The organism is Povalibacter sp. (assembly GCF_036520495.1).
Taxonomy (GTDB): domain Bacteria; phylum Pseudomonadota; class Gammaproteobacteria; order Steroidobacterales; family Steroidobacteraceae; genus Steroidobacter.
The window spans coordinates 171,950-191,461 of sequence record NZ_DATDJO010000068.1; the positions used below are offsets into that span (position 1 = coordinate 171,950).

General features: G+C 62.3%; 22 protein-coding genes. 11 read left to right on the plus strand and 11 right to left on the minus strand.

All coding sequences use genetic code 11. From position 1 onward, the window contains the following. Window positions 1-55 precede the first annotated feature (55 nt). Together apaG and VIZ63_RS24010 are read left to right on the plus strand one after the other, a co-directional pair. Entirely contained in the window at window positions 56-436 is a 381-nt protein-coding gene (gene apaG, locus VIZ63_RS24005) for a Co2+/Mg2+ efflux protein ApaG (protein WP_331612354.1), read from the plus strand. A 92-nt stretch (window positions 437-528) separates the two neighbouring features. Further along, window positions 529-1,371 carry a symmetrical bis(5'-nucleosyl)-tetraphosphatase gene (locus tag VIZ63_RS24010; protein WP_331612355.1) on the plus strand — a complete coding sequence of 281 codons (843 nt, stop codon included), beginning with the start codon at window positions 529-531 and terminating at the stop codon, window positions 1,369-1,371. 3 nt (window positions 1,372-1,374) lie between these two features. Here VIZ63_RS24010 and VIZ63_RS24015 read toward each other — a convergent pair whose 3' ends face one another. Continuing rightward, window positions 1,375-2,055: a hypothetical protein gene (locus tag VIZ63_RS24015; protein ID WP_331612356.1), complete on the minus strand. Its 681-nt coding sequence runs from the start codon at window positions 2,053-2,055 to the stop codon at window positions 1,375-1,377. 168 nt (window positions 2,056-2,223) lie between these two features. On the opposite strand from VIZ63_RS24015, the gene VIZ63_RS24020 reads away from it, so the two are divergent. The 7 genes from VIZ63_RS24020 (at window position 2,224) to glmS (ending at window position 9,385) form a co-directional block, all read left to right on the plus strand. Then, window positions 2,224-2,736, plus strand: a complete 513-nt coding sequence (locus VIZ63_RS24020; RefSeq protein WP_331612357.1) for a 3-hydroxyanthranilate 3,4-dioxygenase — start codon at window positions 2,224-2,226, stop codon at window positions 2,734-2,736. Window positions 2,737-2,743: 7 nt separating this feature from the next. Continuing rightward, the gene (gene kynU / locus VIZ63_RS24025) at window positions 2,744-4,024 is read left to right on the plus strand and encodes a kynureninase (RefSeq protein ID WP_331612358.1); all 1,281 of its coding nucleotides are present in this window, start codon (window positions 2,744-2,746) and stop codon (window positions 4,022-4,024) included. Between the two features lie 8 nt (window positions 4,025-4,032). After that, window positions 4,033-5,412: an NAD(P)/FAD-dependent oxidoreductase gene (locus tag VIZ63_RS24030; protein ID WP_331612359.1), complete on the plus strand. Its 1,380-nt coding sequence runs from the start codon at window positions 4,033-4,035 to the stop codon at window positions 5,410-5,412. Between the two features lie 240 nt (window positions 5,413-5,652). Next, window positions 5,653-6,498: a PhzF family phenazine biosynthesis protein gene (locus tag VIZ63_RS24035; protein WP_331612360.1), complete on the plus strand. Its 846-nt coding sequence runs from the start codon at window positions 5,653-5,655 to the stop codon at window positions 6,496-6,498. Between the two features lie 114 nt (window positions 6,499-6,612). Next, window positions 6,613-6,999, plus strand: a complete 387-nt coding sequence (locus VIZ63_RS24040) for a hypothetical protein (RefSeq protein WP_331612361.1) — start codon at window positions 6,613-6,615, stop codon at window positions 6,997-6,999. A 103-nt stretch (window positions 7,000-7,102) separates the two neighbouring features. Further along, window positions 7,103-7,375 (plus strand): hypothetical protein, encoded by a 273-nt coding sequence (locus VIZ63_RS24045; RefSeq protein ID WP_331612362.1) that lies wholly within the window; start codon window positions 7,103-7,105, stop codon window positions 7,373-7,375. A gap of 189 nt (window positions 7,376-7,564) precedes the next feature. Further along, on the plus strand, window positions 7,565-9,385 hold the full coding sequence (gene glmS, locus VIZ63_RS24050) for a glutamine--fructose-6-phosphate transaminase (isomerizing) (RefSeq protein WP_331612363.1): 1,821 nt from the start codon (window positions 7,565-7,567) through the stop codon (window positions 9,383-9,385). Window positions 9,386-9,420: 35 nt separating this feature from the next. On the opposite strand, the gene VIZ63_RS24055 is transcribed toward glmS, so the two are convergent. The 6 genes from VIZ63_RS24055 to VIZ63_RS24080 all read right to left on the minus strand — a co-directional run bounded on the left by VIZ63_RS24055 (window position 9,421) and on the right by VIZ63_RS24080 (window position 13,634). After that, on the minus strand, window positions 9,421-10,212 hold the full coding sequence (locus VIZ63_RS24055) for a DUF899 domain-containing protein (RefSeq protein WP_331612364.1): 792 nt from the start codon (window positions 10,210-10,212) through the stop codon (window positions 9,421-9,423). 280 nt (window positions 10,213-10,492) lie between these two features. After that, window positions 10,493-11,407, minus strand: a complete 915-nt coding sequence (locus VIZ63_RS24060; protein WP_331612366.1) for a GGDEF domain-containing protein — start codon at window positions 11,405-11,407, stop codon at window positions 10,493-10,495. A gap of 54 nt (window positions 11,408-11,461) precedes the next feature. Further along, a complete protein-coding gene (gene rluF, locus VIZ63_RS24065) occupies window positions 11,462-12,163 on the minus strand; it encodes a 23S rRNA pseudouridine(2604) synthase RluF (RefSeq protein WP_331612367.1) in 702 nt (233 codons plus the stop codon). Between the two features lie 94 nt (window positions 12,164-12,257). After that, on the minus strand, window positions 12,258-12,632 hold the full coding sequence (locus VIZ63_RS24070) for a YkgJ family cysteine cluster protein (RefSeq protein ID WP_331612369.1): 375 nt from the start codon (window positions 12,630-12,632) through the stop codon (window positions 12,258-12,260). Then, the gene (locus VIZ63_RS24075) at window positions 12,625-13,122 is read right to left on the minus strand and encodes a dihydrofolate reductase (protein WP_331612370.1); all 498 of its coding nucleotides are present in this window, start codon (window positions 13,120-13,122) and stop codon (window positions 12,625-12,627) included. The genes VIZ63_RS24070 and VIZ63_RS24075 overlap by 8 nt, the downstream gene beginning before the upstream one ends. 20 nt (window positions 13,123-13,142) lie before the next feature. After that, window positions 13,143-13,634 carry an SET domain-containing protein gene (locus VIZ63_RS24080; RefSeq protein ID WP_331612371.1) on the minus strand — a complete coding sequence of 164 codons (492 nt, stop codon included), beginning with the start codon at window positions 13,632-13,634 and terminating at the stop codon, window positions 13,143-13,145. Here VIZ63_RS24080 and VIZ63_RS24085 point away from each other — a divergent pair. Then, window positions 13,618-13,848, plus strand: coding sequence for a hypothetical protein (locus VIZ63_RS24085; protein WP_331612372.1), 231 nt, complete (start codon window positions 13,618-13,620; stop codon window positions 13,846-13,848). The two genes, VIZ63_RS24080 and VIZ63_RS24085, sit on opposite strands and share 17 nt — an antisense overlap. A 30-nt stretch (window positions 13,849-13,878) precedes the next feature. Here VIZ63_RS24085 and thyA read toward each other — a convergent pair whose 3' ends face one another. From thyA to VIZ63_RS24100, 3 genes are read right to left on the minus strand one after another with little or no spacing between them, the layout of a single operon-like run. After that, entirely contained in the window at window positions 13,879-14,673 is a 795-nt protein-coding gene (gene thyA, locus VIZ63_RS24090; RefSeq protein WP_331612373.1) for a thymidylate synthase, read from the minus strand. A gap of 3 nt (window positions 14,674-14,676) precedes the next feature. Then, window positions 14,677-15,546 carry a prolipoprotein diacylglyceryl transferase gene (gene lgt, locus VIZ63_RS24095; RefSeq protein WP_331612374.1) on the minus strand — a complete coding sequence of 290 codons (870 nt, stop codon included), beginning with the start codon at window positions 15,544-15,546 and terminating at the stop codon, window positions 14,677-14,679. A gap of 25 nt (window positions 15,547-15,571) precedes the next feature. Beyond that, window positions 15,572-16,807: a class I SAM-dependent rRNA methyltransferase gene (locus VIZ63_RS24100; RefSeq protein WP_331612375.1), complete on the minus strand. Its 1,236-nt coding sequence runs from the start codon at window positions 16,805-16,807 to the stop codon at window positions 15,572-15,574. A gap of 40 nt (window positions 16,808-16,847) precedes the next feature. Between VIZ63_RS24100 and VIZ63_RS24105 the strand changes: the two genes are divergently transcribed. Next, window positions 16,848-18,929 (plus strand): thioredoxin domain-containing protein, encoded by a 2,082-nt coding sequence (locus VIZ63_RS24105; protein ID WP_331612376.1) that lies wholly within the window; start codon window positions 16,848-16,850, stop codon window positions 18,927-18,929. Between the two features lie 92 nt (window positions 18,930-19,021). Here the strand turns inward: VIZ63_RS24105 and VIZ63_RS24110 are convergent, their stop codons facing one another. Further along, window positions 19,022-19,420: a TfoX/Sxy family protein gene (locus VIZ63_RS24110; protein WP_331612377.1), complete on the minus strand. Its 399-nt coding sequence runs from the start codon at window positions 19,418-19,420 to the stop codon at window positions 19,022-19,024. Window positions 19,421-19,512: the final 92 nt, after the last annotated feature.

A 19,512-nucleotide genomic window follows, 5' to 3' on the forward strand; every position in this document is an offset into this window, starting at 1 on the left:
ATGACGGATACCGCGCGCTGCTACAATCAGCCCGCCGCATCACTTGTCCGTCATCATGACCGAGAGCCGCCACAAGATCCGCGTCGACGTCAGCACCAACTACGTCGACGATCAGTCGAAGCCCGACGAGAGCCACTACGTCTTCTCGTACACCATCACCATTCGCAACGAAGGTGAAGTTCCGGCGCGGCTGATGACGCGGCACTGGGTCTTCACGGATGCGAACGGCAAGGTCAAGGAAGTGCGCGGCGAAGGCGTCGTTGGCGAACAGCCCTACCTGATGCCCGGCCAGGGATTCCGCTACTCCAGCGGCGCAGTACTCGAAACACCCGTCGGCGCCATGCAAGGCAGTTACCAGATGGTGGCAGACGACGGCGCGCACTTCGATGCGCCGATCGCGCCGGTCCGGCTGGCGATGCCGGGGATGCTGCACTAGGAAAGGCCCCAGGCTCCAGGTGACTAGCCGAAATGCACTTCCCTTCCTGCAATCCCCAGCGCCTAGTCCCTAGCACCTAGCACCTTCTGCCCATGCCCACCTACGCCATCGGCGACATTCAGGGCTGCTGCGACGAATTCGAAGAATTGCTGGACCTTCTGCGCTTCGATCCTGCCCGTGACCGGCTCTGGCTGGTCGGCGACCTCGTCAACCGTGGGCCGCGTTCACTCGATGTATTGCGTAAAGTCCGCGCGCTCGGCGACGCCGCGATTGCGGTGCTCGGCAACCACGATCTGCACCTGCTTGCGGTTGCACTGTCGCCCACTGAAAAACTGAAGCGTAAAGACACGCTGCAGGAAATTCTCGACGCACCGGATCGCGACGAGTTGCTGGACTGGCTGCGACTACGTCCGATGCTGCATCACGATGCATCGCTCGGCTTCACGATGATTCATGCCGGACTGCCGCCACAGTGGGATTTCGCTACGGCACAGTCGTGCGCTCGCGAACTCGAACACGCGTTGAGCGATGTGAATAGCGCACGCGCGCTGTTCGCCAATATGTATGGCGATCAGCCGCGCCGCTGGTCGGAGGATCTGCAGGGATTCGAACGGCTGCGTTTCATCACGAACTGCCTCACGCGACTGCGCTTCTGCAGCGCCGACGGCGATCTCGATCTGAAATTCAAAGGTACGCTGGCGGATACCCCGGCGCATCTCTATCCGTGGTTCCGTGCACCGAAGCGGCGATCGCGCGAATTGCGGATCGTCTGCGGTCACTGGTCGGCGTTGGGCTACCACGATGGCGACGGCGTGCTCAGCATCGACACCGGCTGCGTCTGGGGCAGCACGCTGTGTGCTGTGCGGCTGGATCAACGGCAACCGCCCGTTACCGTGCCCTGCCGTTCTTCCGGGTTGTCGCCGCAGAGCGAATAGCCGCTACTGGTCACCCTTCCCGGGAAGTGCCTCAGCCTTGTCGTCTGCCCTGGGCATCATCGTCAACGCCTCGACCTCCAGCCGGGGCTGGTTTGGCGAAATCTGGTTCGGACTGCATGACAGTCCATCCTTGACGATCCGGATCGCAAGCTTGGGCAATACATTGCGCTTCAACTGATCGATGAGTTCGCAGTCGCCCGGCTCCAGCCGCAGACTGCCGCGAGACAGAGATACGGGCTTCCAGTACGCCGGAAACTGCTCGGTCGCCTCACTCGCACGCTCGCCGCGCACGCGTGCAGTCAGTTCGCGCGTGCTGCGCGTTTTCTCGAGTTCCGCCAACGCTTCGGGCGTGGCCTCGACGGGCGACGTCACCGTAATTCTGAGATGGGGAGAGCGCGCAATTTCGTTGCCGAAGCAGCTCGTCGCCCGCACCTTGACGTCCTTGTTGGCACCGAGTTCGGCCAGCAGCGTACCCACCCGGCTTTCCAGGCTTTGACACGCATAGAAGGTGGTGATGCTGTGAAAGTAGAAGCTGATCTGCTGTGTCTTCCAGATAGCCTGGACTTCTTCGACCGGGGCGTCCGCAGGCGTGGCGGCGGCCAGCCCATCGATCCATAGCGCAATGCCCACCATCAGCGCCAGCACCGAACGACCTCCCCCCATCGTCTTTTTTCTGATGTTCATCATTCCGTCTCCTTGCGTGCAACCGATTGCGCACGCAACCATGCGAACCCACCTTGCGTCGCCTCGCGCAGCATGGGCGGCTATACTCGCGCGGTCTGTCCAGGTAATGCGCTCGACTGCGGCGATGATATACCCGGACCGTCACCCCGCCTTTGCCGGAGACGCTGGATGAAAGCACTCAAAGCCTTCAATTTTCGCGACTGGATCGATACCCATCGCGAATTCCTGAAGCCGCCCGTGTGCAACCGGCAGGTCTTCCACGAATCCGAGTTCATCATCATGGTCGTCGGCGGTCCCAACAGCCGCGATGACTATCACGACGACCCGGGCGAAGAATTCTTCTACCAGCTCGAAGGCAACATGGTTCTGCGCACCATCCAGGAAGGCGCACGAGTCGACATCCCGATCAACGAAGGCGAGATCCTGCTGCTGCCCGCGCGCGTGCCGCATTCGCCGCAACGCTTCGCCAATACCGTCGGGCTCGTGATCGAACGCCAGCGGCGCCCCGAAGAACAGGACGGCTTCCTCTGGTATTGCAACTATTGTCAATACCCGCTGTACGCCGAATACCTGCACATCAGCGATATCGAGCACCAATTGCCGCCAGTCTTCGAACGCTTCCACAGCTCGTTGCAGAACCGCACGTGCCAGGCCTGCGGCACTGTGGCACCGCCGCGATGAACCGGACATGACTCGCGTCGATCGCGATACGGCGCAACGACTCGATGCGCACGATGAACTCGCCGCTTTTCGCGCCGAGTTTCATCTACCCGTCCGGCAGGACGGCTCCCCCGCGGTGTATTTCTGCGGCCATTCGCTCGGGCTCGCGCCAAAGAGCGCCGCGCAGATCCTGAACGAAGAACTGGCCGCCTGGGCCACTCTGGGCGTCGAAGGTCATTTCGAAGCAGCGCGGCCGTGGTTGACCTATCACGAACGACTCGCGCCGGGCCTGGCGCGGCTCGCCGGGGCGCTCGAGTCGGAAGTCGTCGCGATGAATTCGCTGACGGCGAACCTGCATATGATGCTCACGAGCTTTTATCGGCCCACGCCGCAGCGCTCGCGCATCCTCATCGAAAAGAGCGCCTTTCCGTCCGATCGCTATGCCGTCGCTTCGCAGATCGCGCAGCGCGGACTGGATCCCGGCACCCAGCTGATCGAAATCGCGCCGCGTCCCGGCGAAGTCTCCCTGCGCAATGAAGACATCTGCACGCTGATCGAACGCGAAGGCCGCAGCATCGCCACGGTCATGCTGCCCGGCGTGCAATACCTGAGCGGCCAGTGCTTCGACATGGCCTCCATTACGCAATGTGCGCACGCCCAGGGAGCGACCGTGGGATTCGACCTGGCGCATGCCATCGGCAACGTGCCGTTGCAGTTGCACGACTGGAATACGGACTTCGCGGTGTGGTGCAGCTACAAGTACCTGAACAGTGGACCGGGTGCGATCGGCGGCTGCTTCGTGCATGAACGTCATGCGCATTCGTTCGATCTGCCGCGCTTCGCAGGGTGGTGGGGTCACGACAAGGCATCGCGCTTCGACATGCCGGAGGCATTCCAGCCGTTGCCCGGCGCCGAAGGCTGGCAAGTGTCTAATCCTTCGATCTTCGCCGCCGCGCCGCTGCTCGCGTCGCTCGCGCTGTTCGATGCCGCGGGCATCCAGCGCCTGCGCGCCAAATCGATCGCGCTTACTGGCTTTCTAGCCGGGATGCTGCAGCAACGATTGCCGCACGCGGTGTCGATCCTGACGCCTGCCAGTGAAGCGGCACGCGGCTGCCAGCTGTCGCTGCGCCTGCAGCGAACTGCCGCGGAAGCCCGTGCCGTGCATCGGGATCTGTCCCGGCGCGGCTATATCTGCGACTGGCGCGAACCCGATGTCATCCGCGTGGCGCCAGTGCCGCTCTACAACACCTTCATCGAAGCGTCGGAGTTCGTCGAGGCGCTGGCGGCATCGCTCGACGAACCGACTTGAACCAGCGCATGCCAAGCACCCCCTCTGCTGCCGACGATTCGCCCATCACCCTCATCGGCGCGGGGCTCGCCGGCACGCTGCTGGCGATCCTGCTGGCGCGACGCGGTCATCGTGTTCGCGTGTATGAACGCCTGCCGGATCAGCGTCGCGAAGTCATTCCCGCGGGGCGTTCGATCAACCTGGCGCTCGCGGCACGCGGCATAGCGGCGCTCGAACGGGCGGACGTGATGCAGCAGATTCTGCCGCTGCTGATCCCGATGCCCGGCCGCTTGCTGCATCTGCCCGACGGCGCCCAGAACTTCCTGCCTTACGGGCAGCACGATCACGAAGTGATCTACTCCGTTTCGCGACCGGGGTTGAACCGCCTGCTGCTCGACGCTGCCGAGGCCGTCGGTGTGGAACTGCATTTCCGACAGCGTTCGGTGGATGTGGATCTGCGTGCGCAGCGTCTGCTGATGCGTGACGAAAGCAATGGCAACTCCTGGGAATTGCCGCTGCATCGGGTCATCGCCGCCGACGGTGCCGGATCACCGCTACGCGGCGCCCTGGCGCACGGCCTCGAAAGCCGCGTTCGCGAAGACTGGCTCGAGCACAGCTACAAGGAGCTGACGTTGCCAGCCGACACGTTCGGCAACCATCGCCTCCACAAGAACGCCCTGCACATCTGGCCGCGCGGCGGGTTCATGCTGATCGCCCTGCCGAATATCGACGGCAGCTTCACCGTGACCCTGTTCCTGCCGCGGCAGGGTCCGGAGAGTTTCGCCACGCTGCAGGACGAGCCCGGCATCAATGCCTTCTTCCAGCGTCACTTCCCGGACGCCGCACTGCTCATGCCGCAGCTCGCCAGGGAATTCCTGGAACATCCGACTGGCAGCATGGCCACTGTGCGCAGCGAGCGCTGGTCGCATCAGGACCGGCTGCTGCTCATCGGCGATGCCGCGCACGCGATCACACCCTTTCATGGCCAGGGCATGAACTGCGCGTTCGAGGACTGCAGCGAACTCGACACCCTGCTGCAGCAGCACTCCAACTGGGACGAGGCTTTCGCGGCATTCGATCGCACACGCCATCCGCATACCGACGCCATCGCCACCATGGCGCTGGAGAACTACGAAGAGATGCGCGACAGCGTGCGTCACCCGAAATTTCAGCTGCAGAAAACCCTGTCGCTGCAACTCGAGCTGCGCTTTCCGGATCGTTTCGTGCCCCGCTATTCCATGGTCATGTTTCATGACTCGATTCCCTATGCGCTCGCCTACGAACGCGGCCGCATCCAGCAGGAGATCCTCGATCTGCTCACCCGGAAGGTGACCACGCTCGACCAGATCGACTTCGATCTCGCGGCACAGCTCATCCAGCAGCGCCTGGAACCGATTGCGGGGACGTGAGGAAGGATTCACACGCAGGTCACGGAGATCGAGAGGATCGGTATTCTTGAAGCCGCTTCCTACACGAAGAAGACGACAGTGGATCTCTGCGTTCTCTGCCTTCGAAACTCCGTGCCCTCCGTGATCTTCGTGTGAAACCCGGCTCCTCCTGCCTGTGTCGGCGTTGCCAGCGCAGCACTGTGCATTTACCCGCCGTTGCAACATCCACCACACTGCGCACCTGCCGAAGAGAGGTGCCGCATGACTTCACTCGCGTTCCGGATCATCAACGTCTTCACGCAGGGCGAGGACAAATTCACGGGAAATCCGTTGTGCGTCTTCGAGGATGGCTCGACACTCGACGACGCGTCCATGCAGTCGCTGGCCCGACAGTTCAATCTGTCGGAGACGACTTTCATCCTGCCCTCGACACAGGCCAATGCCCGCGTGCGGATTTTCACGCCGGATTTCGAGATGCCGTTCGCCGGCCATCCGACGCTCGGTACGGCCTTCGTCTGTCGCGCGCTGAAACGTGGCGGCGATTCGCTGACGCTCGAGATGCGCGCGGGAATCATTCCAGTCAGCGCTGTGGGCAATCGCTGGACCTTGCAGGCCAACCTGGCGACGTGGCGCGAAGTCCGCCTGCCACGTCACGCACTCGCTGCTGCGTTGCGGCTGGATGACGACGACATTGGCGATGCCCCGCTGTGGGTGAAGGCCGGCAAGGAGCAACTCGTCATTCCTTTGCGCAGCGAAGCGGCGGTGCGTCGTGCACGACCGATGATCGAGCAACTCGCCGCGATCACCAACGAGGAAGGTCAATCCAACGCGTATGTCTTTGCAGAAACTGCAGCGAGGCGACTGCTCGCGCGCTACTTCTTTCCCAGCAACGGCGGCATCCTGGAGGACCCCGCGACCGGTTCCGCTACAGCGAACCTGGGTGGCTGGATGATCGCGACCGGGCGTGGTCTGCCGCAACGATTCCAGATCTCGCAGGGCGAGTACGCCTGTCGCCCATCGACGCTGTTTCTCGATGTGACTGAGGACCGCCGCATTCTGGTCAGCGGTGATGCCATCGAGATCGGCCGCGGCTCGATCGTCCTTTGAGCCAGGCCTTGAGTAGCCTTTCGGGATACGGATAACTACGGAACCAACGCGACGACTCATCCATCTATCGTCGACACACCGTCCGGCGACGGTGTTCGACAGAGGATGAGGCCAATGACGCAGCAAGTTGCCCCTCCCACACGCACGACGGCGGCGCAGATTTCGGCCTACGACGACATGCCGTTTGCGCAGGTTCTGTTCCGGTATCTGTGGCCGTTCTGGCTGTTCAAGAATGCATCGACGGGCGATCGCTTTGCACGGTCTGCCGCCTATCTGCATAACCGGCGGATGCGCGTCTATCTTCCCGGCTATCTGCTGAAGTGGTCGTGCAACTGCGCGTCTGCATTCGCCCTCATCATGCTGTGCGGCGCAACGCCGACAGATGCCCCGGGAATCCTGTCGATCATGGCAGCAGGTGCCGGGGTGCTGTTCGCTGGCGGCCTGACCGTCCTGTTCGTCACCGGCTACATCTATCTCTACCTGAGCCACAACAGTCAGTAATGACGCGGGCGTGCCGATCCGCCTCTCGTTTCAGGCCTGATCCTGCCCGTATTCGGGCAAACTGGTTGAGGATTTCCCAGCTCCTCAGGCAGAGTGCGCGCCCATGCCGGATCAGACCGACCTCGATGAACTCATCGCGTACCTGAGCCGGACGACCCGACTGACGCCCGCCGAAGCCACGCGTGTCGTGCATGAAGTCCTGAACTTCCTGGACGAGACGCCCGAGGACTTCATTCGACGACGCCACCGGGAATTGCAGTCGAGCGGTTGCTCCAACACCGAGATTTTTTCCCGGCTCGCAACCGAACTCACGCAATGGCGATTCCGCGCGTCCGACTTCAGCGAACGACAGATCAGACGGGTGATTTATGGGTGACGCTGGCTAACTGGTCTGCTGGCTAGCTGGTCTGCTGGCTAGATGGTCTGCTGGCCAACTGGCCAACTGGCCAACTTGCTAGCTGGCTGACTGGCCTGCTGGTCTGCTGGTCTGGTGGCCAGAGTGATCCTGTACCGCTGGCCAGTCGGCCAGTAACCCAGTTGGCCGCCTGGCCGCCGGAGGCAATTGATGTGCGGAATCGTTGGTTACATCGGCAAGCGCGACGCCGCGCCGATCCTGATGGAAGGATTGCATCGACTCGAATATCGCGGCTATGACTCCGCGGGTCTTGCAGTGGCGCGTAACGACAAGCTGCAGGTCATCAAGACCAAGGGCAAGGTGCGTGATCTGGAGCGCATCCTGCCGGAACGCATCAAAGGCACGACGGGCATTGCCCACACGCGCTGGGCGACGCATGGCGAGCCGAGCGATGCCAATGCGCATCCGCATACCGATGCGACGGGACGATTCGCCATCGTCCACAACGGCATCATCGAAAACGCCGGCTCGCTGCGTGCGAAGCTGCAGGCGTCCGGCGTGGTCTTTCGTTCCGAGACCGACTCGGAAGTCATCGCACACCTGCTCGCCACGTTCCCGACAGACAAGCTCGAAGACTCGTTGCGAGCCGTTCTGAAACTGGTCACCGGCACCTACGGTATCGCCGTCCTCGACGCACAGCGACCGGATTCCATCGTGATTGCGCGCAACGGCAGCCCTGTCGTCATCGGCATCGGCGATCACGAAATGTTCGTGGCCTCGGATCCCGCCGCGCTGGTTCGTCATACACAGAGCGTCGTCCATCTCGACGACGGTGAACTGGCCGTAGTTCGGGCCGATGGCTATGCAACCTCGACACTCGACGGCGGTGCGACCGCCAAAACACCCCTGACGATCACGTGGTCCGACGAGGCCTTCGACAAGGGCGAGTTCGCGCACTACATGCGCAAGGAAATTGCGGAACAGCCGGAGGCGATCCGCCGCACTCTCAGCGGACGTCTCGAGCCGCGCTTCCAGACGACGCACATCGGCGGACTGGAGATGGCCGCTCGCGAATTGCTGGAAGTGAAGCGCATCAAGATCCTCGGCTGCGGTTCGGCGTTCATCGCCGGCAGCCTGGGCGCTCACCTGATCGAACAACTGGCGCGCGTTCCCGCCAACGCCGAGCCGGCCTCGGAGTTTCGCTACCGCAATCCGGTCATCGAGCAGGACACGTTGTATATCGCGGTCAGCCAGTCCGGCGAGACGTTCGACACCCTGGCCGCCGTACAGGAAGTGAAACGCAAAGGCGGACGCGTGCTCGGCATCGTCAATGTCGTCGGCAGCAGCATCGCCCGCGAATGCGCCCGCGGCATCTATCTGCACGCGGGTCCGGAAATCGCAGTGGTGTCCACCAAGACCTTCACCTGCACGGTCGTCGCCTTCGCCTTGCTGGCCATTCACCTCGGACGACTCAAGGATCTGTCGACGGCCCAGGGCGCGCGCCTGCTGACGGCGCTCCAGGCATTACCCGATCAGGTGGCCACCATCCTCAATCAGGAGGCGCGGATTGCGACGTTGGCGCGCACTTTCGCCAGGTACGAGAACGCGTATTTCGTGGGCCGGGCGGCCTGCTACCCCATCGCCATGGAAGGAGCATTGAAGCTCAAGGAAATCAGCTATCTGCATGCGGAAGCCTATCCGGCATCCGAACTGAAACACGGCCCTCTGGCGCTGATCAGCCCGCAGACACCGACCGTCGTCATCATGCCCCGCGACGATCTCTATGCAAAGAACCTGTCCACCATCGAGGAGATCCGGGCGCGCAGCGGCCCGACGTTCGTGATCACACAGCCCGGCGATCCCTTGCCGATGAACGTCGATGCGACCATCGAAGTGCCGAAGTCGGAGCCCGCACTCGATCCCCTGCTCGTCAGCATTCCATTGCAGCTGCTCGCTTATCACGTCGCTCTGGCGCGTGATCGCAACATCGATCAGCCGCGCAACCTGGCGAAGTCGGTGACGGTGGAATGAGACGAATCGTGTGAGCGATCAGTCGCTCACACGAGCTACTCATCGTGTTCCCGGAAGGCAGCCTCTCCGGCATCCGACACCTCGACCCACTTCGGATCGGGCGCGGCGTCCGGAACGTAACTGTCGTGCCAGTTCCACCATTTGTAGGGCCGGCTCCGCGGGTAGCCGGCCGGCGAGTCCTCCCACACTTCCTGACGTCCGAGCGCCGTCATATCGAGGTAACTCCAGAGCGTGCCTATTGCTTCGTCGCCACGGCTGTTGATCAGATACGTGCGGAACACTTTCTCGCCGTCGCGGATGAATGCGTTATGGCCGTGCCATTCACTCACGCCGAAGTCGGTGTCGAAGCTGTCGGTGATGGTGTACCAGGGAATTCTGTCCCAACCCATCCGCGCCTTCAGACGGGCGATGTCCGCCTGCGGTGCACGGGACGCATACACGAGCGTCGTGTCCCGTGCGTTGAGATGAGCGAGATGACTGACCTGGTCGGCCACCATGGAACAGCCGACACACGCGTGCTCCGGCCAGCCATGAACGCCGGGCTCGAAGAAAGCGCGGTAGACGATGAGCTGACGGCGGCCTTCGAACAGCTCGAGCAGACTCACTTTGCCGTTGGGCCCGTCGAACATGTAAGGCCTTCCCACGGCAAGCCAAGGCATCCGCCGTCGCTCAGCGGCGAGCGCGTCGCGGGCATGTGTCAGCGCCTTTTCCTTGGTGAGAAGCTGTGCGTGCGCCGCCTCCCACTCTTGCTGCGACACGATCGCAGGCGAGTTCATGATCTGATGGCCGTCTTCCCGGCCCTGCTCTGGTGATCTCGTCGTACTCATCTCCACCTCCGAATTCACGCGCTCTGGTGTCTTCGGGGGGAACGCATCACCGCTCAATCCCGATCGACGCCGTCTGGTCTCGGGACAGTGTTGCCGCCGGACATCGAAGGGTGGGAGTGACAAGTGTGGCGGGATATGTGTCGAACACTTCGAGGATGAGGCAAGCACTTGCCTGCATGGGTACAAGGCGCCGTGCGCCAATCATCTGCAGGACTGGTAGCAGTCCTCGGTATCCGCAGGCCCCACTGAACTACTTGCGCTGCGGATCTCTCGGCACGCTTCAGTAACAAACCCTGTTGCGACCGCTGCGTTTGGCCTCGTAGAGCTTGTCGTCCGCACGCTTGTACAAGCCGTCAGGCTGCATCTCTCCATGGAGCACGGCCGCGCCGATGGAGATCGTCACCTGGACTTCCTTGCTCTCCGCGGCGAATTTGTGCGCGGCAATCAGCGTGCGCAGCTCTTCGGCGATGAAGACGGCATTCGGCAGATCGGTCTCCGGCAGGATGGCGCAGAACTCCTCGCCGCCGTACCGGCCCAGCTTGTCGTTCGGCCGCAGCCGTTTTTGCAGGATCGACGCCAGTCCGCGCAGCACCGAATCGCCGGTCAGGTGCCCATGCGTGTCGTTGATGCTTTTGAAATGATCGATGTCGAGCATCAGCACGGCCAGATGCCGCCCGTGCCGCAGCGCGCGGGGAATCTCTTCCGCGAGCATCGCGTCGAGCTGCTTGCGGTTCGACAGATTCGTCAGACCGTCGGTGACGGTCATGCGGAAAATGATCTCGTGATATTGCGATTCGACGTCGGAACCGGACAGGAACTTGAAGATGGTATCGCCGACCTTGAGCTGATCACCGCGCTTGAGGGGGTGTTCGCCATTGGCGCGGGTATCGTCGTTCACGAACGTGCCATTGGTGGACTCCAGATCGACCAGCACCAGTCCCTCGGGGCGATGTTCCAGGCGGACATGACGGCGCGAGACGCAGTCGCTGGGCAGCACGATATCGTTGTCGCGGCCGCGACCGATCGTCGTGACCGGCCGGTCGAGAATATGCCGTCGGCCAAGTTCGGCATGGGCAGGCGAGTAGATGACGACCAGACAGTCCGCTCCCGATCGCGGCAAGGGCAGCGAATCCAGGCCGGTGACGCGGGTTTTGAGGTCGTATTCGGAATCCACGCGATTCGAACAGGCTGCCATGACTGGCGGCAAGGGTAATGCTCCCTGCCGCAGATCGCCAGCGGACCATTGGGGCTAGCCGGTCGTGAGTCCCGAGTCCCGGAGCAATCCGCGAACCTCATCACGGGTCAGGTCGCGCCACCGGCCGATCGGCAGCGCACCCAGCTCGATATGCATGATCCGCACGCGCTGCAGGCGCACGATCCTGTAACCGAAGAACGAACACATGCGTCGTACCTGGCGGTTCAGGCCCTGGGTGAGAATGATCCGGAAGGTGGCCGGGCCTTCGCGGCGGATGCGGCAGGGCTTGGTCACCGTGCCCAGGATCCGGACGCCGCTTGCCATGCCGTCGAGAAAGATCTCCGTCACGGGGCGATCCACGGTGACCAGGTATTCCTTCTCGTGCTCGTTCTCCGAACGCAGGACCTCGTTGACGATGTCGCCGTGATTCGTGAGCAGGATGAGCCCCTCCGAATCCTTGTCGAGGCGACCGATGGGGAAGATGCGCTCGCGGTGACGCACGAAGTCGATGATATTGCCGCGGATGTCACGCTCGGTCGTGCAGGTCACGCCCACGGGCTTGTTGAGCGCGATGTAGACGTGCTGCTTCGCAGCGCCAATCTGGCGCCCGTCGACGCAGACGACATCGCCCTCCTCGACCTTGGTACCGAGAGTCGCCACCTGACCGTTGACGGTCACGCGACCGGCCTCGATCCAGCCGTCGGCCTCGCGCCGTGAACTGGCGCCAGTCTCGCTGATGAACTTATTGAGACGCATGAAGGGAAGTGGATAGTTGATAGTGGATAGTTGAAAGCGTGAGGACTCTGAGTCCTGCCTCTTCGCCATCAACTCTCAACTATCAACTTGCCTCTCATGCCGACGGAATGAACTCATCATCGTCCTGGTGTTCGCGCTCGAACTTCAGGAATTCGTAGTAACCGCAGCGGGTGCCGTACGGGTACTTGCGACAGACATTCGGACGCGCTTCGTAAACCGTGCAGCGACGCTCTTCCGTGTCGAAGAAGCGGCAGATGCTCTTGTACACGTGATCGCGCTGGTGTCGCAGGATCTGTTCGTCCGCTTCCTTGGTCTTGTAGTGATACGTGAAGCGCCGCTTCGCCTCGGCGTTCGTCAGACCGAAATGCTTCGCGAGTCGCGCGATGTCGTACTCGCTCACTGCGATGCGCTCGTGACTGCAGCAATAGCCCGGGCACTTGCTGCAATCGAAGCGGAGTTTGTCACTCATGAGGGATGCGATCGAGGGTGATGAAAGTAAATGAGTAGGCGTGACGCTCGTCGGCAGGATGCGTCGCAACAACGGTTTCGCGCCATTGCGCAGGGTCCAGGATGGGGAACAGCGTATCGCCATTGAGGCCCGCATGCACGCGGGTCAGGTGGATGCGATGAACCATGGTCAGTGCGTTGCGATACAGCTGTGCGCCGCCGATCAGCATGATCTCGGGCGCGCCGCGGGCCGCCACCAGCGCGGCATTCATCGATCCGACCACTACGCAGCCCGGGATGCTCAGGTCAGGCTGCCGCGAGACCACGATATTCGTGCGCCCGGGCAGCGGCTTGCCGATCGATTCCCAGGTCTTGCGACCCATTACGACGGGCTTGCCCATCGTAATTTCCTTGAAGCGCTTCAGATCGTCCGGCAGCCGCCAGGGCAATTGATTGCCGCGGCCGATCACGTTGTTCTCGGCCGCGGCGACGACGATGGTGAGAGAGGACATGCGGTGGCTGACTGGCTAATTCAACGCTTGCTCTTCTTGGTCTTCTTGGTCTTCTTGGCGACCTTCTTTTTATCCAGCGGCTCGCGATCGAGCATGGTGCCCCGGCACCGCTTGGCACCGCAGCGGCAGGCGTAGAGCGCAAGTTCCTCGGGCTCGTCGGTGCTGTCCCAGGTGAGCTGGTAGTCATACCCGAGCTCTTCACCCGCCTTGATGCTGCGTGCCGCATCGATGAACACGCGGCTGCCTTCGATGACGGTCTCGCAGTTCGGATTGCAGTGATGATTGATGAAGCGCGCGTCATTGCCGTTCACGCCGCCGTCGATCACGGTGCGATTGCTGGCGACGAACAGGAACGTGTGACCGTCATCGTCGGCCTTCATTTCATAGCGGCTGTCCGCCTCGCCGTGCGAGATGCGCTCGCCGAGATATTCGATGATGCGGGCGCCTTTCTTGATCGGCTGGATGGCATAGACGCCCCGGCCATGGATCGGCGAGTTGCGCGCCTCGATCAATGGCGAGGTTGCGAACGCAGGCTGGGATTTCCTGAGTGGCTTGCTGCGCTGCGCCTTCTTCGGCGGAGCCTTTTTGGGCGGAGCCTTCCTGGGCGGAACCTTCTTGGCTGGAGCCTTCTTGACTTTCTTCGGTGGAGCCTTTTTCGGCGGAGCTTTCTTCGGAGGCGATTTCTTTGGCATGAACTTCAACCAATGGGTGGGGATTCTTCTCTGACCAGCGGCCCGCAGACCCGCCGGCCCGGTCTCACACGGCGATCGGGGCTTTGATGGCCGGATGCGCCTGGTAATCGACGACGTCGAAGTCTTCGTATTCGTATTCGAAGATCGACGGTGGTTTGCGCCGGATGACCAGCCGCGGCGTGGCGTACGGCGTGCGCTGCAACTGCTCGTCGGCCTGATCGAGATGATTCAGGTACAGATGCGTATCACCGCCGGTCCAGACGAAGTCGCCCACCTGCAGATCGCACTGCTGCGCGAACATGTGAGTGAGCAACGCATACGAGGCGATATTGAATGGCACGCCCAGGAAAATGTCGGCGCTGCGCTGATAGAGCTGGCAGGACAACTTGCCGTTGGCGACCCAGAACTGGAACAGCGCATGGCAGGGCGTCAGCGACATCTGCTCCAGCTCGGCCACGTTCCAGGCACTGACCAGGATGCGGCGCGAATCAGGGTTGCGCCGGATCAGGTCGACCGACCGACTGATCTGGTCGATGACCTTCCCGTTCGGTGCAGGCCAGGAGCGCCACTGCTTGCCGTAGATCGGCCCGAGTTCGCCGCGCTCGTCGGCCCACTCATCCCAGATCGTCACGTTGTGGTCACGCAGGTACTTGACGTTGGTGTCGCCCCGCAGGAACCACAGCAACTCATAAATGATCGAGCGCAGGTGCAGCTTCTTGGTCGTCAGCAGCGGGAAGCCCTGGGCCAGATCGAAACGCATCTGATAACCGAACACCGACAAGGTGCCGGTACCGGTCCGATCGTCCTTGCGGACGCCTGTTTCACGGACGTGGCGCAGCAGTTCGAGATAAGGGCGCATGGATCACTTCGCCACGAAATTGCCGCTCGGCTCGTTCCGGCGATAGGCAACGATCATCATGATGAGACCGGCCACGATCATCGGCGTCGAGAGTATCTGGCCCATGGTGAGCCAGTCGAACAGCAGGTAGCCGCGATTTTCGTCTGGCACGCGCACGAACTCGACTCCGAAGCGGAATACGCCGTAGCAGAGCAGAAACAGTCCCGCCGGCGCAAGGCGCGGCCGGGGCCTCGAGGTGTAGATCCAGAGAATCACGAACAGCACCAGGCCTTCGAGCAGCCCCTCATAGAGCTGAGAGGCGTGAACGTGCAGGACGCACGGGTCGATGTTGAAGCGGTCGCACATGCGCAGCGCTTCGGCCCGCTGAGCCGGATGCAGCGTGGCGGGGTCGACGATGAATCCCCACGGCGCCTGCGTCGGTTTGCCCCACAACTCGCCGTTGATGAAGTTGGCGCAACGCACCGCGAGAATGCCGATGCCCGGTAACGGCGCGAGAAAATCGAGGACATCGACGACGCTGCGCCGCTGCCGCCGCGCAAACAGCAGTTGCGCGATGATCACGCCGATCAGGCCACCGTGGAACGACATGCCGCCTTCCCAGATGCGCAGGAGCATCAGCGGGTCGTCGAGCAGCCGCTCGAACCCGTAGAACAGCACCCAGCCGATACGGCCGCCGAGGATGACGCCAAGCGCACCGTAAAAGATCACATCGTCGACGTCGGTCGGCTTCCAGGTCGATCCCGGCTGCGCCGCGCGCCGGCGGCCGAGCCACCAGGCCACCGCAAAAGCGATGACATAGGTCATGCCGTACCAACGGATCGCCAGCGGGCCGAGGGAGACGATGATCGGATCGATCGCGGGATACTGGATCATTCCTGACTCGATGGTTGCTGCCGCATCACTCTTGGACGGCGCGACAGAAATACGCCTTGAGATAGCGTGTTTCCGCGATCGCCGGATGAATCGGATGATCGGGCGCCTGCCCGCCCACTTCGACGATCTGCACGAAACGACCAACGTGACGCGCTGCGCGCTGAATCGCGGCGACCAGGCTGTCGGGCTCGAGGTGGTACGAGCACGAGCAGGAAACCAGGACGCCTTCGCGTTCGAGCAACTGCATCGCCAACTGATTGAGACGCTTGTAGGCCGCCTCGCCCTTCGGAATGTCCTTGCGACGCTTGATGAAGGCCGGCGGATCGATCACGACCACGTCGAAACGGCGCTTCTCGGCGTGCAGCGATTCCATGACATCGAAGGCATCGCCGCGCATCACGTTGGGCTTGAGCCCGTTTGCCCTCGCAGTGGCCTGCAGGTGTTCCAGTGCCGGCGCGGACGAATCGACGCACGTGACCTCGGTTGCACCCGCACGCAGTGCGCCCAATCCCCAGGCACCTAGATAACTGAAAACATCGAGCACACGGGCGCCGCCCACGTACTTGCGCAGCGCCAGGCGATTGGCGGCCTGATCGTAGAACCATCCGGTCTTCTGTCCCTCGCTCATCGGTACCCGATAGCCGACGCCGCCCTCTTCGACCGTCACCGCATCAGGCACATCGCCGAACGCTGTTTCGACGTAGCTTGGCAGCCCTTCCATTTCACGCGCGCCGCTGTCGTTCTTCCACAGCATGGCGGCGGGCGCCAGCACCTTGCGGACGGCTGCTTCGATCTCGCCCTTGAGCGCTTCCATCCCGGCGGTAGCGATCTGCCCGACGATGACGTCATTGAAGCGATCCAGCACCAGGCCCGGCAGTGCGTCGGACTCGCCGTAAACGAGCCGGTGGAACGGCCGCTCATACAACGCCCGCCGCAGGGACAAGGCGACCTGCAGGCGGTGCACGAGCAATGACTGGATGGGTGATTTGCCGGACAGCAAAGCAGGGTCCCGCCCAAGAATGCGCGCGCTGATCAGCGAATGCGGGTTGACGTAACCGTAGCCGAGGAACTTGTCACGATCGCTGACGACGCGACAGAGCGCGCCGGGCTGGAACGCAGTCAGCGGCGTACGTGCGGTATCGACCTCGTTGGAAAACACCCACAGGTGTCCCGCGGAAATACGTCGGTCCTCGCCGCGCTTGAGGCGCAGCTCGGGTATGTCGGCCGGATCGGCCGTATGGGTGGTGTTGAGTGTGTTCATCGCTATAGTGCGTCGATTCTAGCTGAGTGACGCTCTCCTCATGCACCCGTCGAACACTTCCGGCAGCGGCCACACCAATCGCCTGGCCCTCGAGACCAGCCCCTACCTGCTGCAGCATGCGGGTAATCCCGTGGACTGGTATCCCTGGGGCGCGGAAGCGCTGCAACTGGCGCGGCAGCAGAACAAACCGATCCTGCTGTCAATCGGCTATTCCGCGTGCCATTGGTGTCATGTGATGGCGCACGAGTCGTTCGACGATCCGGCCACGGCCGCGGTCATGAACGAATTGTTCGTCAACATCAAGGTCGATCGCGAGGAGCGCCCGGATCTGGACAAGATCTACCAGATCGCCCACCAGATGCTGATTCAGCGCGGCGGCGGCTGGCCACTGACGATGTTCCTCTCGCCACAGGATCAGCAACCATTCTTCGGTGGTACCTATTTTCCGAAAGAGTCGCGTCAGGGCATGCCGGCATTCGAGGACCTGTTGCGGCGGGTCGCAGAATTCCATCGCACGCGCGCCGCGGATATTGCGCAGCAAAGCCAGGCATTGCAGACAGCATTTGCAGAACTCTCACCCCCGGCTGCGCCAGCCGGGACCGCGCTGACCGCTGAACCGATGGTGGTGGCGCGCGAGATGCTGGCGCGCGAGTTCGATTCAGAGTACGGCGGCTTCGGCGGCGCACCCAAGTTCCCCCATCCGACCAACATCGCCTTCCTGCTGCGCGTGTGGCGCGCATCGGCGACGAGCGACGAGCCCGATCTGCGCGCGCTCTACATGGCAACCCTGACGCTGACGCGCATGGCCGAAGGCGGCCTCTACGATCAACTGGGCGGCGGCTTCGCCCGCTATTCGGTCGATCAGTACTGGATGATCCCGCACTTCGAAAAGATGCTCTATGACAACGGTCCGCTGCTGGCCCTCGCCGCACACTGCGCGATCGCCACGGGCGATCCGCTGTTTCGACGCATTGCCAACGAGACGGCGGACTGGATCATTCGCGATCTGCAATCGCCGGCCGGCGGCTACTGGTCGACGCTCGATGCCGACTCGGAAGGTCACGAAGGCAGGTTCTATGTCTGGGACGATGCGGAGGTTCGCGAGCTGCTGCCACCGCCAGCGTATGAGGTGTTCTCGCGCCGATTCGGTCTCGACCACGAGGCCAACTTCGAGGGCGCATGGCATCTGCACGTATATCGTTCGCTGGAAGACATCGCCGCGGAGCTGCAGATTCCTGTCGACGAGGCACAGCGCCGGCTCGATGCAGCGCGCTCAACTTTGCTCGCCGTACGCAACCAGCGGATCTGGCCAGGTCGCGACGAGAAGGTACTGACGGCGTGGAACGGCCTTGCGATCGCCGGCATGGCCATCGCTGCGCGCACACTGCAACGACCGGATCTCACAGAGTCCGCCACACGCGCACTCGATTTCATCCGCATGCATCTGTGGCGCGATGGCCGCTTGCTGGCCGTCCACAAGGATGGGCAATCGCGCTTTCCCGCCTACCTCGATGACCATGCGTTCCTGCTCGATGCCGTACTCGAACTGCTGCAGACCTGCTGGCGCAGCGAGCACCTGCAGTTCGCGATCGATCTGGCCGACATCCTGCTCGCGAGGTTCGAGGACAAAGAGCAAGGCGGGTTCTATTTCACGGCGGACGATCACGAAGCGCTGATCCATCGGTCACGCTCGTTTGCCGACGAAGCCATTCCTTCCGGCAATGCCCTGGCGGCGCAGTCACTGACGCGCCTGGGACTGTTGCTGGGTGAAACCCGCTACCTCGATGCTGCCGCGCGCACGTTGCGCGCCGCGTGGCCGTCGGTGGAACGTTATCCGCATGGGCATGCGGCAATGCTGATAGCGCTCGACGAACATCTCGAACCACCAGAGATCATCATTGTGCGCGGCGCCGAAGCGGCGGCATGGCGCGACGAGCTGGCGAAGATCTATGCGCCCCGTCGCTTGACGTTCGCGATTCCAGCGGATGCAGTCAATCTGCCTGCTGCCCTGCTGTCGAAGGCCGCGATGCCGAAGACCGTGGCTTATATCTGTCGCGGCATGACCTGTTCGGAGCCGCTGCGTTCCTTGAGTGCGCTCGTGGCGCTGACGAACGGAAATTGATGATGCAGTTGATAGTTGAAAATTGATAGTTACAGAGAAGTCTCCGACTCTTCAACTCCACAACTATCAACTGTCCATTGTCAATTTTCCGTCTACTTGTCTTTTTTCTTCTTCGCCTGCTTCGCGTGTCGTGAGCGCTCGATGCCTGCAAGCTGCTTGATGCGCGCTGCCTCGATGGCGGCCTTTAACGCGCGCTCGCCCCATGCCTTGAGCATCGCCGGATCGTTGAGAATCTCGTCGGGCACCTGATGATGATCCGTCGTCAGGTTGTAGGCGTTCGGGTACGGCTTGAACTGAAGGCAGCCGCGCGACAGATAATCGTCGCAGTTCGATGGCCCGGTGTGCAGGTACAGCACATCGTCCGACACGATCCCCAACAGACGATCGTCGATGAAAATGCCTACCGCGCCGAAAATCGCACGATTCGAGATCGTGCCGAGAAATGACAGCTGCTCTGCCACATGATCGGCAAGGCTCGATTTGATCCGCATATCGAGCACCCCACTTCCTGGTACTGCTCACGCACCGCTGTGCGCGATTGGAGCTTGTTCTTCAACAGCTGCGCTGACAGCCGTTCACTGGG

Excerpts from the sequence above, each read along its gene's own strand:
- VIZ63_RS24015 (WP_331612356.1), bottom strand. The coding sequence starts at position 2,055 with ATGAACATCAGAAAAAAGACGATGGGGGGAGGTCGTTCGGTGCTGGCG.
- rluF (WP_331612367.1), bottom strand. The coding sequence starts at position 12,163 with ATGCGTCTCAATAAGTTCATCAGCGAGACTGGCGCCAGTTCACGGCGC.
- VIZ63_RS24040 (WP_331612361.1), top strand. The coding sequence starts at position 6,613 with ATGACGCAGCAAGTTGCCCCTCCCACACGCACGACGGCGGCGCAGATT.
- VIZ63_RS24035 (WP_331612360.1), top strand. The coding sequence starts at position 5,653 with ATGACTTCACTCGCGTTCCGGATCATCAACGTCTTCACGCAGGGCGAG.
- VIZ63_RS24070 (WP_331612369.1), bottom strand. The coding sequence starts at position 12,632 with ATGAGTGACAAACTCCGCTTCGATTGCAGCAAGTGCCCGGGCTATTGC.
- VIZ63_RS24045 (WP_331612362.1), top strand. The coding sequence starts at position 7,103 with ATGCCGGATCAGACCGACCTCGATGAACTCATCGCGTACCTGAGCCGG.
- VIZ63_RS24105 (WP_331612376.1), top strand. The coding sequence starts at position 16,848 with ATGCACCCGTCGAACACTTCCGGCAGCGGCCACACCAATCGCCTGGCC.
- VIZ63_RS24055 (WP_331612364.1), bottom strand. The coding sequence starts at position 10,212 with ATGAGTACGACGAGATCACCAGAGCAGGGCCGGGAAGACGGCCATCAG.
- VIZ63_RS24060 (WP_331612366.1), bottom strand. The coding sequence starts at position 11,407 with ATGGCAGCCTGTTCGAATCGCGTGGATTCCGAATACGACCTCAAAACC.
- thyA (WP_331612373.1), bottom strand. The coding sequence starts at position 14,673 with ATGCGCCCTTATCTCGAACTGCTGCGCCACGTCCGTGAAACAGGCGTC.
- VIZ63_RS24110 (WP_331612377.1), bottom strand. The coding sequence starts at position 19,420 with ATGCGGATCAAATCGAGCCTTGCCGATCATGTGGCAGAGCAGCTGTCA.
- lgt (WP_331612374.1), bottom strand. The coding sequence starts at position 15,546 with ATGATCCAGTATCCCGCGATCGATCCGATCATCGTCTCCCTCGGCCCG.
- kynU (WP_331612358.1), top strand. The coding sequence starts at position 2,744 with ATGACTCGCGTCGATCGCGATACGGCGCAACGACTCGATGCGCACGAT.
- VIZ63_RS24075 (WP_331612370.1), bottom strand. The coding sequence starts at position 13,122 with ATGTCCTCTCTCACCATCGTCGTCGCCGCGGCCGAGAACAACGTGATC.
- apaG (WP_331612354.1), top strand. The coding sequence starts at position 56 with ATGACCGAGAGCCGCCACAAGATCCGCGTCGACGTCAGCACCAACTAC.
- VIZ63_RS24010 (WP_331612355.1), top strand. The coding sequence starts at position 529 with ATGCCCACCTACGCCATCGGCGACATTCAGGGCTGCTGCGACGAATTC.
- VIZ63_RS24020 (WP_331612357.1), top strand. The coding sequence starts at position 2,224 with ATGAAAGCACTCAAAGCCTTCAATTTTCGCGACTGGATCGATACCCAT.
- VIZ63_RS24030 (WP_331612359.1), top strand. The coding sequence starts at position 4,033 with ATGCCAAGCACCCCCTCTGCTGCCGACGATTCGCCCATCACCCTCATC.
- VIZ63_RS24100 (WP_331612375.1), bottom strand. The coding sequence starts at position 16,807 with ATGAACACACTCAACACCACCCATACGGCCGATCCGGCCGACATACCC.
- glmS (WP_331612363.1), top strand. The coding sequence starts at position 7,565 with ATGTGCGGAATCGTTGGTTACATCGGCAAGCGCGACGCCGCGCCGATC.